We start from the raw sequence: 18,835 nt of genomic DNA on the forward strand, positions 1-18,835 counted from the left end.
CGAAAATCGACATATATTGGTTTAATAATCTATTTTAAACATATTTGCGGTTTAAATGTGCTTCATTCAGTTATGTATGCAATATTGGAAGGCAGGAATCCGAATCTGTTATAGATCTGTTATAGTATAGCACATTTTTATTCATTAACAATTGTTTAATTGAAATTTTCAGGATGTGTGTGTCGATTTTTCGTCACCGATTTCTCCAGTTATGTTTTTTTCAGATTGAGATATGTTTATATAGTTATGTTTGAATGCCAAATTTTGATTAAATTACTAAATTAATGCTTATTTCAAGCAATAATACTGAGATATGGATTATATGGATTGTTTAAATCAACAATAATATTTATAATCATTACTGGTATGCAATACCAAAAAATCCTGCAGGGATGACAAATTTATTATATTTTCCTAGCGTTGACAATGGTATTTACTGAGAGGTAGATTTATGGGATCGCTTGTAAATAAATGCATATTTCTGTCATTTGCATTATTCCTCCTGATTGTGTCTGCGTCAGCAGCGCAATTTGACGGTGATGGAACTGGCGAATATGTGATTGTAGACCCGCCACAGGATGCTGGCGGGGAGCGTATTCCGGTCTTTTTGATCATGAGTGATCAACCGACCGGGACTACGTCGGTACAGATGATGAAAGCTGTTGCTGCGTCGCAGCAGGAGATGGCAATGGGTGCACTTGCCAGAATGGATCCTCTGGCCGCACAAACTGCACAGTCTTACTGGATTGTAAATGCCATTCGTGTGGAGGCATATCCGGCAGACCTTGAAAAGCTTGCATTGCTGCCCGGAGTGGATCACATTGAACATGACTTTACGGTTACAGCGACCGATCCTGTCATAGAGACGATGAATGAGGTGTCTCCGGATTCCATTGTGTATTCAACCGAAGAGGGTGGCATTGTCTGGAGTGCAGATTTTATCGAAGCCCCATCCGTATGGGATACGGGAAATCTCGGTGCCGGAGTCAATATCTCAATTATTGATACTGGTATTGACGGTAGTCACCCTGCCTTTGGCAACCGGATTGTCGCATGGGCTGATTTTGTCAATGGTAATAATGAGACGCCATATGATGACAATGGCCACGGCACACACTGTGCAGGGACATCTGCCGGAGGTGTTGTGGAAACGACATACGGTGGCAACATAATTGATGTGGTGCTGGGTGTGGCACCCGGTGCAAACCTGATGGGTGCAAAGGTCCTGAATGCAGCCGGAAGCGGTCAATTCTCCGATATCCTGGACGGTGTTGAGTGGTCGGTTGAGAATGGGGCAGATATTATCTCCATGAGTCTTGGTGCATTCTATGGTCCGTGGAGTGAGTATTTCTCTTCTGAAACGATTGTCGGAATGCTTGAGGCCAATTCTTCTGTAGAAGTAACCGTTGAGGCAGCGCCATCATTCGAAACGAACTTTGAGCCGCAGTTCATTGTTGGAGCTGTGTACGGAGGCAATGCAGGAAGCTATGTTATTGATGAGATTATCAATGGCGGAAACGTGACCTTTACCGTAACTGATGGAGATGGTTACACTGCTACAGGCAGTGCCATTGACTGGCTTGGATTTGATACCCCATCGAATATCTACTACTTCAAGGCACCGTATACAGACAATTCAGGTGCATGGACAGGCAACTGGAAAGCGACGCTGACTAACGCAGGGAGCGAGAGCATCAGCGTCGATAGTATCAGGATAGCGGTCTGTTATCAGTCCAATGGTAGGGACCTGGTTTCAGAAACACTGAACAACGTGATGAACCTCGATACTACGGTTGTTGTTTCCGCCGGAAATGATGGTGAATTCGGCCATGGTACCATCGGCATGCCGGGTACAGCAGAGGACGTCATCACGGTCGGTGCCACGGATTACATGATGGACTATCTGGCGACATTCAGCGGTATGGGCCCGGTGGACTCAGCTAACCCCTATATCAAACCTGATGTTGTTGCTCCAGGCGTGGGGATCATCTCTTCATATAAGGATGGGCGATATGCAATTCTTGACGGAACATCCATGTCGGCACCTGCAGTGGCAGGAACAGCGGCACTGATGCTTGCAGGAAACAGCAGTCTCTCTTCTACAGATATCAAAGACGCCCTGATGGATTCAGCTGTTCACATTGACGAGAATGGTGCTGTGCATGACACGATGGTGAAAAACAGTGTCTACGGTGCCGGAAGAGTGAACGCCTTTGAGGCAGTCAATGTAACAGGTGGTCTGGGTAACACCCCGATTGGTGACGGTGTTATCTATGAACTCTTTGGCGGCAGTGTTTCAGAAGAATTTACTGTTTACGGCAATCTGCTGCCCGTCATCGCAGTCGCGTGGAATGTCACCGGCGGTGTGCCGATGGCAGGCGAAGATGTTGAATTCTCTGTCGGGAGAAACGCTTACGCTCCTCCCTATGACTTTGTGAATCAGACCGTTGTTACCGATGCGTCGGGCAATGCCCTGACATCGATGGATCTCTCCACGTATGCCGATAATACAGGCCTGATGCTGCGTATCACCTGGAATGAGCATAAAATAGAACAAGCTTTCTTCAAGGCTGCCCCTCCGCCAGAAATGCCGGCTGGTGACTTTATCTATAAATCACAAGATTACCGGGCAGCACCGAACGACACGTTATCCATTATGTATCCCCTCTTAAATACAGACGGGACACCATACACCGATGATGTGGTATTGACAATTCGGAACAATTCGCCGGTGCCGATCGTCTATACTGAGACAATTACCCCGGTTGGCGGAGTTGTGGCAACGGAACTGAACCTGAGCGCGATTATTGAGGACGTCGGAGATTATTGGTATTATTCAATTTATCTGAATGATGTACGGGTAGGCTCTCTCAATTCCGAGGAGGATGACCGTTATGAAGTATCGATTTCTCCGGAATATTCAATCTGCAGTCCCGGCTCTTCGATTGATATCAGTGCAGTCATCTCTTCCGGACATTACGGAAAATCTACCAGCACTACTGCTACTGCGACAGTGGTAGCATTTAGTGAGACCCAGATAAACTCCCTTACTGCAGAAGCACGCAATTCGCTCCTTGGAGGGGAGCTTACATCCCTTGCTGACCTCGAAGCAGAGATTCAGGGGATGGATGTCACTGGATATTCTGAAAATTTCGACATGAACAGTGGTATCGGTGTCTACAGCCTGACCATGCCTGAGGGTGCGTACCTCGCACTGGTCTATGTTACAACGCCGTTTTCAGATGGTGAGTATAATGAAGGAAGTGCAGCCCTGGTCTATGGTGAATTAACACCGTGGATACAGCACAGGACCACTGAGAGTTCTTTCGACCTTCCTTTCGATGGAACCTATCTGTCTAAAACATCATCAGAATGGTCTGCAACATGGGATCAGGAGGGGTATAAGAGTATACCGGCAGATGAGGCAACACTCGGATTTACGGTGTATAATTATACTCTTGATGAGAGTTCTGAATACCACGCCGGTGAACCTGTAGCAGGCCATATCGTCTATCTCTACACCAGAGACGGCGTTTTGAGCAACACAACAGATGCAGAAGGCACGTGCAGTTTTACTGTCACACCTGGTGAGGTTGGAGCTGCAGGATATGAATATCTTGCAGTGACCGGTGGTGTGGATGTGTGGGGTTGGATCTATTCTGGAGCTAATCCGTTGAACAACCCGTATTCAGGCTCAAGAATTGCAGCAGATCTGCTAACCGCTGAACCAATGGCCCCGGCGTATCATTCCTACTTAAAACCGGATGGTGTAAGCCGCACTGTTTCGGTTGCAGCAGACAATGATACACGTACGATAACCATCACAAGCACCGGGCCGAATGATGAATCAATCCTTGAAAAAGGTCTGTTCACCTTTGATCAGCTTGGAGCATATTTCTCATCTTCCGGCACATTCGATGCTTCAACCATGGAGTTTGACGGAACATACAGCAAATCGGTAGATGTACCTGAAGCAGGATACTACTCAGCAGAATTTGGTCTCTTAAATCCTGTTGAGGGAAGCATGCACTACACAGGCACGATGTTCACAGACACGTCATACAATCTGACATATCCAATAATGGATGACGTGCTTGTCGGTGCATCTGTTCCGGTAACCTTCACCCTCACGGATCACAATGGCATGCCTGTCTCAGGTGCAAAGGTGCTCTTCAGGCTGGGTGCTGCAGCAGGATACGATCTGTATTCATTTGGCATATATGGAGACCCGCGAAATGAGAATGTCTGGACCTATCTGGGTGAATATCCTGACCCCTACAGCCAGACATATACCGGGTACACAGATGCCAGTGGGCAGCTGATTCTGACATTCGTTGCACCAACAGCTGCTGAGCAGGCATACCGCGAAGAACTCGGCAGTTCCAGCTCAGTGAATTATCAGGTTATCTGTATCCATGACGATATGCTCGTTTCCTCAGGGTATGGTTATTTCATGCCGGTTGCAGGAGAACTGCCGGACTTTGTGCCGATTGTGGATGCACCGCATGTTGTCAAGATCAACCGTGATGACACAGTCCGCGTCAATGACCTTGGCCTCTATGTTACCAACGTCGGTACGAGTGATTTTGTATATAGCGGAACAGCTGTGAAAGTTGTGGCAGAGGTTGCCACTTTCACCAAAAACACTACGTTTAACTACAACATTCTGAAAGGGGAAACTGCAGAGGTGCTCTACATGAACGTCGAGCAGTCTGCTCAGGATTATGGAATAGATCCCGAAACAACCAGCCTCCCGCAGGATAAATCGGTGAAAGTAACTGTCAATCCGGAACCCCGGGTGGTTGAAGAACTCCGCTATGACAACAATGTGTATAACCATAATCTGAGAGTCACTGCTCCGGATCTGGTGACGGAGATCATCGCACCTGGAGCAACGACTCAGTTTGCCGTAACACCAATCGGTGTGAAGGTCACCAATGCAGGGCAGGTCTCCAGTGTGGCAACTACTCTTAGCTATGAAATCACGGGCACTGCGATTGAAAACGGAATTTCCATAATCGCTCTTGGCCCTGGTGAATCCACCACTGTCTGGAGAAATAAAACCCTTTCAGCAGGGACGTATGACATTTCCGCCACAGTAAATCCCGGTCATGTAACCGACTATGAGACGTCATACACAAACAACATCGGCACCAAAAATCTCATTTCCTATACCGAGGCAGCGGCATCAATTGTGCTGCCACAGAATGACGTGTTTGTTCCGGGTACAGGTATTGAGATCCCAATTATTGTGGAGGGTGTCACTGACCTTGCCGCATATCAGATGAACTTCAGCTATGACGCTTCAATGATCACTGTCACAGATGTTGTATCAGGAGACATTGCACTGACAGGGAAAAACCTGCTGCATGCGCAGGAGGGGTATGTGATCTTTAATGGTGCACAGACAAGCAGTGAAAGCGGTAGTGTGACAGTTGCCACACTTGTGATTGACATTATTGGAAGCACTGGCGATGAGACGCCTCTGGACCTCTCTGCAGGGCTGTGGGACATAAATGGTTTCACCATTCCTGTCGCGGTTACCGATGGCAGTGCCACGCTTCTGCTCTATGGAGATGCGAACGAAGACGGCGTTGTGAGTCAGGCAGACACCCTGAAAGTGCTTAAATGGGTAGTTGGTCTTGACGCTAATAAACCAACGACGGGTACGCGCCTCCTCCAGACCGATGTCACGAAGAACAGCCATGTGGATGTGGGTGATGCAATGTTTATCGCCCAGTATAATGCGGAATTGAGGGATGATTACTTCAATATCCGCTGATTTTTAGGAGTGGTTCTGATGAAAAACATGAAATTATGTGTCGCTGCCCTCCTCTGCTTTGCAGTACTGTGTAGTGCCGTTTCGGCGGCAACTCTCTTTATTGATCCTTCAGCAACAGAGTTGAATAAAGGAGACAGTGTACAACTTGCAGTGGTGGCAGATGATGTGGTACGGCTTGGAAGCTATGATATTGACATTACCTGGAATCCGGTGTTGGTATCGTTATCAGAGGTAACGGCAGGTCCGTCAATTGATTCGTTAGAGAAGAATATTCAGAGCGGCCGTGTGCGTATTGCAGGCCTGAACTCGACTCTTGAAGGATTATCCGGGAGTGGAATTGATTTATGTTATCTCTCCTTCATCGGAGTGGGTGACAACGGTGAATCCTCACCTGTTGCGATAACGGTAAATAACTACGGATTTTTAAACTCAACCTCTGGAGAGGATATTCCGGTTGATGCGATCATAAACGGGAGTATCACGACAATCGTTTCAAGTGTCGTCGATGCACGTATTGGTATTCCGAACCGTCAGGTTCCTGTTAACGAAGAGACACTGATACGGGCCAGCGTTGCAAACCAGCGGACTGTTGCGACATCCCCTCTTACTATCAATGTTACCATTGTAAAAGACGCAATCATTGTCCAAAATCAAACTTATGATGATGTTGTCATTCTTCCCGGAGGAACCTTTTCGCGGGAGATAGCCTGGACACCAGCAACAGGTGGCGCGTATCTGGTAAACCTTACCGTAACCTCCGATGATGCGGTCAGGGGCAGCCCTACCGATCAAAAGACTATCACTTCAATTGACTATCAGTTAAGTTACCCGGATGGACAGGCGTACGGTGTGGACCGTGCGCAGGTTGACAACTGGTTCTACCATTATGTACGGGTGAGCGCTAATAAGGCCGGTGCGGTAAATCTCAGCATCGATGTACCAGACTCATTTGAAATCTGGGGCGGCAGTGAACAGACTGCATATCTTTACAACTACAACTGGAATTATCTCTATATCTGGATGAGATCAACTGAACCGGGCACGTTCAACGGCAATCTCTTCAACTATACCGTATCTGCGAATGGAAAGAGCGCTTCTGTTCAGGGGAAAGATGTCACAATCTATGTCCCTTCCATTCAGGTGAAATCCATCAACTCATCAAGGATTACGTCAGCAACTACACCGGTGACGATGGAGTTTAACACCGTCCATACAAACAACACCAACCGCAATGTCACAAAGATTGTGGCACAGTCAGGTGCACAGGGACGAACCCTTTCCGGGCTTGGCTATCTGGTCGGGTATCCCTATGGCTGTGTGGAGCAGACCACATCCAGGATGCTTGCTTCCCTCAATGTAAAGAACTACTATCTCGGTCGTGCAGACCCGCCGACGAACTTTGCGTCAATTCGTGATCAGGCAAACAATTCTGTCAGCACTGGAATCGATAAGCTTGTGAATGGCGGAGAACGTGGTCAGAATAGTGACGGTGGGTGGAGCCTCTGGGGCGGAGACCCGTCAGAATCATCATCCAGTTCGTATGCCAGCTACACGCTTGCAAAGATCAACAAGACCGATGAGGACCTAAACCGCCTGCTTGTTGATAAGATATCTACCGGGGACACAGTTACATACGGAACTGCGAACTTTGAAAAGCTGATTGAGTGGTTCCACGAAAATCCGGACGACCCGTCATCCGGTGCCTGGTACTGGAGTGCGCCTGTCTGTCACTCATGGACAAAGGAGTCCAACACCGCATTTGTCATGCTCATTCACGACATGATCAACCAGAGCGGGGATGTTCAGCAGCCATACCGTGGCTACATGGAAGAGAACATGCAGAATGCGACCAGGTACCTCATCGACAATCAGAAGTTGAACGGTGCATTCTCAGATGGTGATGATGCTGCGATGGCAACAGCGCTTGGTCTGTGGGGTCTGGAATCCTTCGGTCTCCCATCAGATACAGTAACAGAAGCTGACATAACTGATGCAAAAGAGAGAGCTGTAGGCTACCTCAATAATAGTCAGAATGCTGATGGTTCCTGGCCGGCAGGTACCTACTATGGATGGTATGACAATGGCCGTATCACTGAAAGCACCGCATATGCAATTCTTGCCCTGAACGCAACAGGCGTTCCGAATGATGATGCAAGAATCAGCAGTGGTGTCGGGTGGCTTGTTGACACCTATGAGAACAGCGGAAGCTGGGGGTACACCTGGGCCAGCCAGGCAGCAATTGATGCACTGATTGTATGCCAGGGAAGCGAGATATCAACCGGAACCGTTGATGTATATGTTGACGGGGTACTGGTTCACACATTCACCATGAATGCGGCCAATCCACGTGAAGAATATACTCTCACCTCTGCCCAGATGGCAGCGATGATGGCAGGCGGTACTGAGACCAGAGATATATTTGGCGACGGGTTTAGCATCGTGAAATCACACGAAATTGAAAGCCAGCTTACCGCAGGAGACGGGCCTATTGCTCTCTCTGTCGAGAACAGCCAGTGGTCCCCTCTCAATGAAATTGACAGTACCATCAGAAATACCCGTGTAATCCAGATGGAGGGTGATGACAACAGCTTTGAAATCTCCCAGATTAACACGAATATCGACATTCTTTCGGAAGTTGAATTAGATGTCGGAGGATTCTCTATTACAGTTAATTCAGATCCCTCCCCAATGGTTGTTAATGAAGCAACAGATGTCAGTATTGGGGTGATCTCTGATGCAGACCTGTTCTCACCAATGATTGAAGTTCCGATTGCAGACTTCTCATTTGACAACACGTCAACCATCAGAGATGGCAACGGTGCTGCTGTTTCCTATGAAGTGCTCAACAGTACAGCAAACGAGAACCAGGATTCAATCTTCATCCAACCGGAAAGCTGGGTGCAGGATGCACCATATACCTATACGTTCGGAATTGTTCCGGAAAACTACGGAACTCTCAACATGTCACTGAGAATCATTCCGTTGTATGATGACAGCAATGTTGCATACACCAGCCATAATTTCGATGTGACAGGAACCGGCAATGTGACCATCAATGTTCAGGATGAGAATTATGTGCCGGTCACAGCAGATACGATTACAGTCGGCGTCAACACAGTCCTTGCCAAGTCAAGTTGGGAATTCAGCGACCTCTTAGAGGACAGCTACCAGTTCAATGTCACCAAGAGCGGATTCCCTGATGTGCACGGCACGGTTGTTGTCAACTATGGTGAGACAACTGTGTACAATGTAACCCTGCCCACGACGATGGCCGAACCGGTCCTGATTCTTTCAGAGGGAGGCTCAGGTAGTATCGCAGGCGTTGCGCAGATACCGGGTGAACTCAATGCCAACGTGGCTGAGTCCACAACATACAACGTCTCTGTTATGGGAGATGGTGGAGAACTTGGTGTTGCACTTCAGTTCCCGCAGCGGTATCTTGTTAACAGCCCGGTTGTAAAACTGAACGGCGCTGTGCTGGGAGCTAGCGAGTATGAGTTAACTCCGGGTACATTTGTTTATGGACCTGGAGGGACATACACCACCACTGATGCAACACTCGTTGTGTATAACACAACTTCAGGAACCAATTATATAGGAATGGAGTTCGATGGTGATGTATGGGGAGATGCGTATAACGACGGATCTGTCAACTCAATTGATTCATTGTATATTCTCCACTTCGTGGTTGGAAACATCGCCGGATTTGATACGTACGGGTATCCTGATGTTTACGACAGAAACAGTCAGACGATTAATGCTATCGATGCATTATACATCAGCCACAGAGTGGTTGGCAATCTTGATGAATACTACCAGTGAGAGGAACATCAAATGAACACTTTTTTTTTGCGAACCTTTTCCCTGCTTACGGTTCTTTTATTTCTCGTAACATCAGCAGGGGCTGCAGATATTGTACTTGAGGACGATACACTGATAGTAAAAGGAGTTGATGACTCCATTGGTCTTGGAGCCTTCAGTGTCGTCCTCACATATGCGGGGAATGTAAGCATCCAGTCTGTTGACGGTGCACCAGGGTTCATGGTTGCATCAAACATCCTGAATGACGAATTTCAGACATTTATTGCGGGGATAGCAACGGAGGGACAGACAGGCGATATTCCGGTCGCTTCCGTTCGGACAACAGGTGCCGGAGATATTGTGGTGTATGTCAGGGAACTTGCAAATGTGAAAGGAGATCCCATTTCCTACACAAATGAGGAGTTTACCGGGGCTGTTCCGACTCCCCCTTCTGGCAGTGAGGTGTCGGCTTCTGAAATCACAGTTTCACAGACTCAGGGCATACCTTCAGCAACACCTGTTGCAACAACAGCATCTCCAACCGAAGCTACTGCTACATCTACAGAAATGCCTGTTGATCCTATTGTTCAGTCTGCGACATCTGCAACCCCTGCAACCCCTGCACTCGGCGGAGATAATGAAAGTCCTGCAGTCACAGAAACGAATGCAGCAACCATTCCGCCAACACAGTCGCCTTATAGTATTTTCGTTGTTTTAATTTCATTTGCAAGTCTTTTTATATTTAAAAAAGGAAAATGATTCCTGTGAGTCAATTCTGGCAGAATTTCATGTACTGAAAGAAGGTTTGAGAGATGATGATACTACAAAGAAGGTTGTTAGCTGTTTTAATTGCCCTTTTATTATGCATAACAGGGGTAACAGCAGCTGGAACAGGGGTGCTGTCCGCATCTGATGTCACTAATGTGGCCCAGGGGCAGAATGGCACTGTAACATATACCTTAACAAATGACTTTTCTCCGAAAGTCGGAGCTTTGACGTATAGGGTATATTATGATGAGACGATTGCAACCGCTGTTGCAACAGAAACCCTTGCGAATGGAGGTGTGGCCCCGGTTGCTCTGGCAAGTGGGATGACATTTACTGTCTCCACTGTATCCGGCATACCCAATGGTGCTGCAAATCTGTTCAACATCACGTTTACATCGCTGAAAAACGATGGAAGCAGCACAGAGCTTGGTATTGTTCCCATTACAGCTGTGGACGTTAACATTCCTCCAACAAATCTGCTTGGAGCAATTACCATTGCAAACGGCACCTTCACCACAAAGGATGATGTTGCCCCGGTAATCGTTAACATTACCACGCCTTCCAATGTTGGCAAAAACTTCCAGATTACCGGATACATCAACGAAGTAGGCGGATTGCCTACGGCAACTGCCACCCTGACGAACGGCACGTACACAAGCGCCCCTTATGCGCTTACTCTCACTGATATCGGCAATGGGTATTATACGTATGCCGCTGCTGCATCATGGGATGTTTTTGAGGATGGCATCACCCTGACTGTTAATGCAGAAGATCCAGCAGGACATTCTGCAATCCCGAAACAGACAGTACTCAATGTCAAGAATGTTGGCTTCTCGAACCCTTCACCTGTGGGTTACATTAACACTGTTCCCGTATCTGCTTCGGTATTCATGTCACAGATGGACACCACTACAGTGAACATGACCATCGGTGATGGTTCCACTTCAACAGATCTTGTTGTTTCAATTGTCGGTGATTATGCATACGGCGCCCTTCCTGTCCTTGGTGACGGTATCTATTGGGTGAATGCCACCGGTACTGATACAATCTCAGCAGGGGAGCATTATCTCAACTGGACATATACCCTTGACACAACTTCGCCATTACTGAATGCGATGGTTACCGATTCTGATGGTGACGGGTATATTGAAGCAAATGAAGTCCTGACCTTCGACTGGACAGTCTCGTCAGACGGTGTCAGTGGATTCAAGAATGTCTCAATAGTTGAGCCATCCACAGGCGATGTTCTCTGGACATCCGCTGTGCAGGTGGGCAGTGCCCAGCAGACTATTACGACCGGAAACCGTGACCTCTCATTCCGTGCCTATGACAATGCAGGAAACTTCGCAGCCTACGATTTCCATCTCTACAACAACTATGTTGCATGGGTAAACTCAACCAAGATGGGCACTATTTCAGGACTGGACACTGAGTTTACCTCTATGGTCGACATGGACCGGACAGCATCCAGTATGATCACGCTCTACAATGGCCGCAGTATCTCTCTCCCTGACATCGGAACAGTTACCCGTCAGGTTGAGAATGTTGGTCAGGTTACGAGTGACACATACGTAACCGTTGACAACCGTGCGAATGCTACCTATGCAGGCACAGACACCTACCAGACTCTCTGGGCATATGAACCTTCAGACATCATTGATTTCCGTGTAATCGCTCCTGCTATCACACGTGCAAATATCGTGATGATGGAGGCAAATGAATCGTATCTCAATGATCTCATCGATTCAGGGTCCGCAGGCGGCATCAACTACACACAACTGGTGAAAAACAGTGCCTACATCTTCATTGATGGAGGGTGGACCAAGATTACCGTCAACCCTGATGGTTCTTACACTCAGGATATCCAGAGAGGAAACCCGCTCACCGCATCCGGCAACATCACACAGATGATGAAGAACCCTGCGAATCAGGTGGACATTTCCTCAGGGTTCCGCATGAGCACTGACTGTGTCGCATTTGATGCAATCACCACACCTGATGTCGGTGACTATGCTCTTGCAGCACTTGCCTTTGACGGTGACCGTATTGGTGTCATTGCAATGATGCCGGTTGTTATCCTTGAGACCACAGACCAGGGCACTATCTCTGCAGACACCGTTGTGGTGAACGGGACTTTTGATGCCAGTGTCAATTCCAACTGCAAGTACTTCGAAGTGATGCTCTACCGCGACACTGAGTACAATGCAACAGCAATGGTTGATTTCTCGACACTCAACTATGACATGGTGACCGTGGATCTTTCCGCAGGCGGTGCGGCCACAGAGAGACTCTGGCACAACATCTACATCACCCCTGGTGCTGGAAAGTATGCATCCGCTAAGAATGCCAACACGCTGACATTTAATGTGAGTGGTCTTGAAACAGGCAGTTACAAGGCAGTGCTGGCTGGTCTCAGCAACAATGGAACCGCACAGCTCCTTGGTGTGCATGACCTGACCATCATAGACTCTACCGTCCTGAATATCACTAATGTTGGTGTCACGACGGGTACAACCGCTGCATCAGTTACCTGGACTACAAACATTGCAGCAAACAGCACAGTGGAATACGGTACAACCGTTGCCTATGGGAACACGATGTCTGATGCGGCCTATGTGCTTGCCCACAGCATGATTGTCACCGGACTTTCACCCAGTACCGTCTACCATTACCGCATCGTCTCCTATGACGCGTCCGGCAACATGGCTGTCACCGGTGATGCTACCTTCATTACGAAGTCATCCGGCGGCGGTGGCGGCGGTGGCGGCGGTGGCGGTTTCGTCCCCACAACCACACCGGTTCAGACGTTCACAACAACCGGACAGCTCCAGACTGATATCAATGGTGTTGTCCAGAATGGAATCGTAGTCTCTTCAGCCGATGGCCTTGCATCAGTATCTGTTGGCGAGGGAGTCACTGCACTCAATGCCAACGGACTGCCGCTTGAGGATATTACTATCCAGGCAACAGATGGTATTCCTTCACCAGGCTCCTCAGCATTTACCTTTGCAGGCCACGCTGTGGAACTGGGCCCCTCGGGTGCAACCTTCAGTCCGGCGATAGAACTGACCTTCCAGCTCACTGAAGAAGAGTGGAACAAACTTGCAGCAGGCGAATCATTTGTCATAAAATGGTACAATGAAGCGCTCGGAGAATGGGAGGATATTCCAACCAGTGTTAATCCGTACAACCACACCGTTATCGGTGAGATTAGCCACTTCAGCACATTCGCTCTCTTCAAGCAGATTGTTGAAACCCCAACCCCGGTCGTGACACAGACCCCGGCACCAACGGATGTACCGGGTGAAACCCCTGTGCCCACTGAAACAGGTGGCGAGGGTACTCAGACCGGCGGGTTCCCGTGGATCTGGGTCATTGTGGTAATTGTCCTTATTGCTGTCATCGGCGGTGGATATTACTACATGCAGCAGAAGAAGTAAAAACAATAAATCCACTTTTTTTGTTCATTTCATAAAAATTAGATATCTGCAACAGGTTCCGTCAGAGAATGGCCGGATTCTAATAAAATACGATACATCCTTGAGATTTCTGTCTCATTTACTCCTGTCTCTGAATAGCAAAACTGTGGCATCCCGCTGACAGGTGGCTTTCAGGTATTCATCCGGGGCAGGCTATGGACAGGTATGATTTATGTGTTCATACCCCTCCTTTGTTCTGCGATACATAACAGCGCGGGGGTGTTCCCTGCTGTCTGTTTTTTTTATGATTGCGACAACAGTGGTGAAAATCCCCGTCAAAAAGAATGATGAGTTCCGGTGGTGCCGAATGGGTTTCATCGAGATTTATAAAACTATATATTTTTATGGTTTTATAGTAAAATAAATTAAGATGATTCGAAATAATGTCGGGTCTGTTGACAATTATATTCCGTCAAGGATGCAGAGTTCGGACTGGCTTCAGGCAGCAGCATCCGGGGTGTATTCTCTCCCATCCCCTGGTGGATGCCTGACTGTGCATTCTGGTGATATGACTCCCGGTATGCGGACATCTGCATCTGAATAGTATTCCTTTCTGATAGTTATGACAAAATCTCCAACAACAGAAGACCTGTACACCGCCTTTGGATCAGGCATATGGTTTCGTGATCTTGCAGCTATCCTGCTCTGGTTAGGCATTGCCGTGCTTACCATATATGTGCCATATCTGAATGAAAGTCCGCTGAGGATTATCTTTGCCCTTCCGGTTGTGCTCTTTATTCCGGGATACGCGCTCATTGCGGCACTCTTCCCCGGGAAAAAAGAAATTGACACCCTTGAGCGGGTTGCCCTCTCCTTTGGACTCTCAATAGCAGTGGTACCGCTGATAGGGCTTGCGCTGAACTACACCCCGTGGGGAATACGGCTGGACCCGATTGTTCTCTCACTGGTCCTCTTTACGGTTCTTATGGTCCTTGTCGCCCATTTCCGCCGTGCACTGCTGGCCCCGGAGGAGCGGTTTACTTTGCCGGTACGGGACTGGTATGAGGAAGCAAAGACTGAACTCTTCTCTGAAGACCAGAGTCCTCTTGACCGTGCCCTTTCATATATTCTCATAATTGCTATTCTCGCGGCAGTCATCACAACCGTATATGTGATCGTTGTGCCAAAAGAGGGTGAGCACTTTACGGAATTTTATATTCTGGGCGAGGGGGGGGTGGCGGCAGATTATCCTGACCGTTTTACCGTGGGCACCCCGCAGTCGGTGATCATTGGAGTCGGGAACCATGAATACAAACCTGTTGATTATATTATCGAGACCTGGGCAATGAACCAGACATGGATTGCTGAAGAAAACAGGTCAGAAATCTATGCAATGGGACTCTTAGACAGGATTCCGGTAACCGTTATCCACAATGAAACGACTGAGATTCCTTATAATTTTACGGTTACCGATAATGAAACGAACAGAATTCAGTTCCTTCTCTTCATGGACACCGTGCCTGATAATGCTGTCTCCGGCGCTGAACGGGTCAATGCGTCGTATCGGGACCTTCATCTCTGGGTGGATGTGCGCCCTGCATACGACCAAAGGTAAGTATCATCTCCTTATTTTCCGGTGAGGGGGAGATTCCCTCTATTTTCCAGACCTCTCCGGTCCCTGCAGCAAGCATACATCCTGCAAGACTGCAGGGGGGGCAGGGGGCAATCTCACAGATCTTGAGGGATTCGGAGCGTACCCGTTCACAGGCGCCCGTAAACCTGAAACCTGAGAATTTTACAACAATGCTCTCTCCTTCTTCTGTCACTAAAACATTGTCTGCCGCATGCATCAGATCACGTTGTGCTTCTGCAATGGCGGTGCAGATGTCCGGGATGTCATGAGGTATCTGAAGTTCACCGGACGTACGAAGGTTCTCCATAACCGGCATTGCAGAAGGGACAGAATAGATACCTCCGCTTTCCGGTTGAGCCACAATTGCGGTGATGCCCGGTTTTGGGATACTTTGTGTACCGCCTGCCGGATTGAACTGCCTGACATCCATGCCCTCCGGAATGAAATGTGCAGGACCTGATGCCCCCAGTTCAGCAGCAACCAGAGCATAGCTGATCATAAGGCCGGTTGAGAAAAACGATGCCACATCTGCCGGAATACCCTCATCGGGCCGTGTCACCATCAGGAATACGGCACCCAGAAAGCAGGCACATGATGCAACAACCAGAGTTGCTGCCGGCAGATCGGTTCTTTCGGTGATAAACACCGGAAGGATGAGCAATACTGCAATCACTATCAGAAGTAACGGTGACTGATATTCTTTTGGAATTTTTTTATTCATCTGAATCATTCCTCATTGTCCGTGCTATCGCTTCTTCCCGTACAAATGCTGAAATGACAAGGATTATACAGAGAATCATAAGCCCGGCAGTCCACCAGCCGGTATGATACATCATCTGTGATGCTGTACCGAGGATGGTGAGAGATATGAATGTTGCTATGAGCAGTTTTATTTTGTTTTCCCCTGCAATCGCCGCAAAGAGGCATCCTTCACAGATAATAGCTGTAATATATGACCCATACGCAGACCCGTAGACCAGCAGCTGACCGACAGCGAGAATATACAGGTCAGTATCGTCTGTTTTCCACAGGATTACCATACCTGCGAGGATGATACTTCCCGGAATAATGATCTCCGCTCTGCCCCCAATGGCAAGAGTTGCCATCGCAGCAAGGATTGCAATACCGATACATCCTGTTCTCCATCTGCCGGACATCATGGTATCACCTCGAGGGAACGAACGTTAAAGAACTCGGCTTCCTTCCTGATCTCGTCTCTGACTGCTTCTTTTGGAAGGAATATTCGCACCGGGCGGTGCAGTGCATACGCAGCGGATGCCATGGCCCAGATATGGCTGAGGTCCCCTGTTCCGGTTGTGTAACAATGAATTTCTGTATCCCGGGATGACACCAGTATGCGATGCACCGTTTCTTCAAACCCGATTCGGTCTGCTGACCGGGAAAATGTCCCGACAGCTGTCTGTGCTACAGGGGTGAGCGGCATCTCTTCGCCTGCATTCCGCATCTGTATTGCAAGCATTATGGGAGCATATGCCCGGTAGAGTGACTGGATGCGCTTTTTCGGGGTGAGTGTCGCGGAAAGTTCATGAAAAATGTTTGCCCCCGGCAGTATATCCCTGATTGCCACAATCTCGCACCCTGCCAGAATAATTATCCGGGACGATTCGCGCTGTTCCTGTAGCCCTGCAATTCGTTGGATGACTGCCTTTCGTACGCTGGAAAATATCTCTTCTGTGGCATCTTTTGTGTCGTCAGGCAGATCGATCACCACTGCTGCTGTCCCTCCTTCACTGCCGGTATATTCACGCACATATGTCGTGCCGTACCTGGCCGTCATCTTCCAGTCAATGGATTTGACATCATCTCCCTGACGGTATTCCCGGAATGAACGGATACCGCTGCTTTTCAGCGGGGTTCGTTTCATGGTTTCGTTGTCCCCATACCATCCCAAACCTTCATGTCCAAGGCCATTTTCAGGGAATACAAAGAGATCCGGACCCTGAAGGGATGATTTCATGACTGGGACCGTAATAGTAAAGAAGGCATCCGAACAGCGGATGATGACCCCCCCGGGATGAATGGTGCCATGGGCAAGAGGCCGGAAGGAGTACTGCAGGGTGCATGTGCCCCCACCATCGGGGATGATAACAGTTGTTTCTCCGGCAATATCAGTGGCGGAATCGGGAAGGATCTCTTCAGCCTCAAATCGATATCCGGGCACTGCCTGACAGGTGAGGGTTGTTATCATCTGTATCCGGGTGCCCGAGCGGGAAAACCGCTCTTTTGTCTGGCGCTCTCCTGTCAGGTAATGTGTAGCTGTCCGGGCAGCAGAAATTCCGGCATGCAGGGAAAGGAGGAGAAAAAGCCACAGGGCACCTCCTGCAAAGAAAAATGCCGGGTCATCGAAGATCCATGCAGATACAACACATGCCCCCCCAAGGAGCATCACTGCCCTGCAGAGGCGTGTCGGCTGCACGCCTCAGGGCACCCCGACAGTATCAAGGATTTGCCGGATGACGGCTGAACTGTTTGTTCCGCTGATCTCTGCCTCACGCTTAAGAATGATCCTGTGCTGAAGTGCCTTCAGGGCTACTGCCTTCACGTCGTCAGGAATTACATAATCACGACGTTCAATTGCTGCTTTTGCCCTGCTTCCCCGGAGGAGAGCAATCGATCCACGGCTGCTTGAACCCAGTGCAATATCTGCATGCTCCCGTGTAGCCATGATAATATCCCTGATATAGGAAAGAATCTCTTCTCCTGCGTGGATCTGCTTTACACACTCGATATCGGCGATAATGGCCTCCCGGTTAAAAAACGGGGAGAGCTCATCTGAAAATTTCTTCCAGTTGAGTGTGCCGTCCTGTTCACGCCGGACAACTTCAAGCTCCTCTTCCCCGGAGAGGTGTGTAGCATAGACTGAGAACATAAACCGATCTTTCTGTGCCTCGATAAGGGGGAACGTTCCCTCAAATTCTGTGGGGTTCTGCGTTGCAATGGTAAAGAACGGATGGGGCAGTTCATATCCAATCCCGTCAATTGTTGCCTGTTTCTCTGAGAGTGCCTCAATAAACGCACTCTGTGTTTTGGGTGAGAGGCGGTTTATTTCATCGATGAGTAGGAAGTTGGTAAATATGGGTCCTTTCCTCAGCTCAAACCTCTTCTCGTCAGCATTCCAGAACTGGATGCCGATGACATCTGCCGGCTGACTGTCGACAGAACACTGAAACCGGTTAAATTTACACCCTGATAGAATTGCGCAGGTCTTTGCGAGGGTTGTCTTTGCAGTGCCGGGCACCCCTTCAATGAGGATATGCCCTTCTGAAAGAATGGAGATGACGATCATTTCAATAAGCTCGTCATTTCCGACAACCAACCGTTTAATCTCATCCCGCATCCGGATGAAATTATCTGAGATATGTGTGACTGATTCTGTTTGTTTGTATTCTGTCATTCGTACCCCCTTGTATC

9 protein-coding genes are annotated in these 18,835 nt (G+C 48.5%); 5 read left to right on the forward strand and 4 right to left on the reverse strand.

The window, feature by feature from the left end; genetic code table 11:
- Nucleotides 1-508 precede the first annotated feature (508 nt).
- From L1S32_RS00890 to L1S32_RS00910, 5 genes are all read left to right on the forward strand, one after another.
- Nucleotides 509-5,782: a S8 family serine peptidase gene (locus tag L1S32_RS00890; RefSeq protein WP_278155503.1), complete on the forward strand. Its 5,274-nt coding sequence runs from the start codon at nt 509-511 to the stop codon at nt 5,780-5,782.
- A gap of 18 nt (nt 5,783-5,800) precedes the next feature.
- A complete protein-coding gene (locus L1S32_RS00895) occupies nt 5,801-9,604 on the forward strand; it encodes a hypothetical protein (RefSeq protein ID WP_278155504.1) in 3,804 nt (1,267 codons plus the stop codon).
- A gap of 12 nt (nt 9,605-9,616) precedes the next feature.
- Nucleotides 9,617-10,342 carry a hypothetical protein gene (locus L1S32_RS00900; protein ID WP_278155505.1) on the forward strand — a complete coding sequence of 242 codons (726 nt, stop codon included), beginning with the start codon at nt 9,617-9,619 and terminating at the stop codon, nt 10,340-10,342.
- 233 nt (nt 10,343-10,575) lie between these two features.
- On the forward strand, nt 10,576-13,791 hold the full coding sequence (locus L1S32_RS00905) for a fibronectin type III domain-containing protein (protein ID WP_278155506.1): 3,216 nt from the start codon (nt 10,576-10,578) through the stop codon (nt 13,789-13,791).
- Between the two features lie 601 nt (nt 13,792-14,392).
- Nucleotides 14,393-15,385: a DUF1616 domain-containing protein gene (locus L1S32_RS00910; protein WP_278155507.1), complete on the forward strand. Its 993-nt coding sequence runs from the start codon at nt 14,393-14,395 to the stop codon at nt 15,383-15,385.
- Here L1S32_RS00910 and L1S32_RS00915 read toward each other — a convergent pair.
- From L1S32_RS00915 to L1S32_RS00930, 4 genes are read right to left on the reverse strand one after another with little or no spacing between them, the layout of a single operon-like run.
- A complete protein-coding gene (locus L1S32_RS00915) occupies nt 15,321-16,124 on the reverse strand; it encodes a hypothetical protein (RefSeq protein WP_278155508.1) in 804 nt (267 codons plus the stop codon). The two genes, L1S32_RS00910 and L1S32_RS00915, sit on opposite strands and share 65 nt — an antisense overlap.
- Nucleotides 16,117-16,563: a hypothetical protein gene (locus L1S32_RS00920; protein ID WP_278155509.1), complete on the reverse strand. Its 447-nt coding sequence runs from the start codon at nt 16,561-16,563 to the stop codon at nt 16,117-16,119. The genes L1S32_RS00915 and L1S32_RS00920 overlap by 8 nt, the downstream gene beginning before the upstream one ends.
- On the reverse strand, nt 16,560-17,840 hold the full coding sequence (locus tag L1S32_RS00925; protein WP_278155510.1) for a DUF58 domain-containing protein: 1,281 nt from the start codon (nt 17,838-17,840) through the stop codon (nt 16,560-16,562). The genes L1S32_RS00920 and L1S32_RS00925 overlap by 4 nt, the downstream gene beginning before the upstream one ends.
- 3 nt (nt 17,841-17,843) lie before the next feature.
- Nucleotides 17,844-18,818, reverse strand: coding sequence for a MoxR family ATPase (locus L1S32_RS00930; RefSeq protein WP_278155511.1), 975 nt, complete (start codon nt 18,816-18,818; stop codon nt 17,844-17,846).
- Between the last annotated feature and the right edge of the window lie 17 nt (nt 18,819-18,835).

It is taken from the genome of Methanogenium sp. S4BF (assembly GCF_029633965.1).
Taxonomy (GTDB): Archaea; Halobacteriota; Methanomicrobia; order Methanomicrobiales; family Methanomicrobiaceae; genus Methanogenium.

Coding starts and splice junctions, on each gene's coding strand:
- L1S32_RS00910 (WP_278155507.1), top strand. CDS start 14,393: ATGACAAAATCTCCAACAACAGAAGACCTGTACACCGCCTTTGGATCA.
- L1S32_RS00895 (WP_278155504.1), top strand. CDS start 5,801: ATGAAAAACATGAAATTATGTGTCGCTGCCCTCCTCTGCTTTGCAGTA.
- L1S32_RS00900 (WP_278155505.1), top strand. CDS start 9,617: ATGAACACTTTTTTTTTGCGAACCTTTTCCCTGCTTACGGTTCTTTTA.
- L1S32_RS00920 (WP_278155509.1), bottom strand. CDS start 16,563: ATGATGTCCGGCAGATGGAGAACAGGATGTATCGGTATTGCAATCCTT.
- L1S32_RS00915 (WP_278155508.1), bottom strand. CDS start 16,124: ATGAATAAAAAAATTCCAAAAGAATATCAGTCACCGTTACTTCTGATA.
- L1S32_RS00930 (WP_278155511.1), bottom strand. CDS start 18,818: ATGACAGAATACAAACAAACAGAATCAGTCACACATATCTCAGATAAT.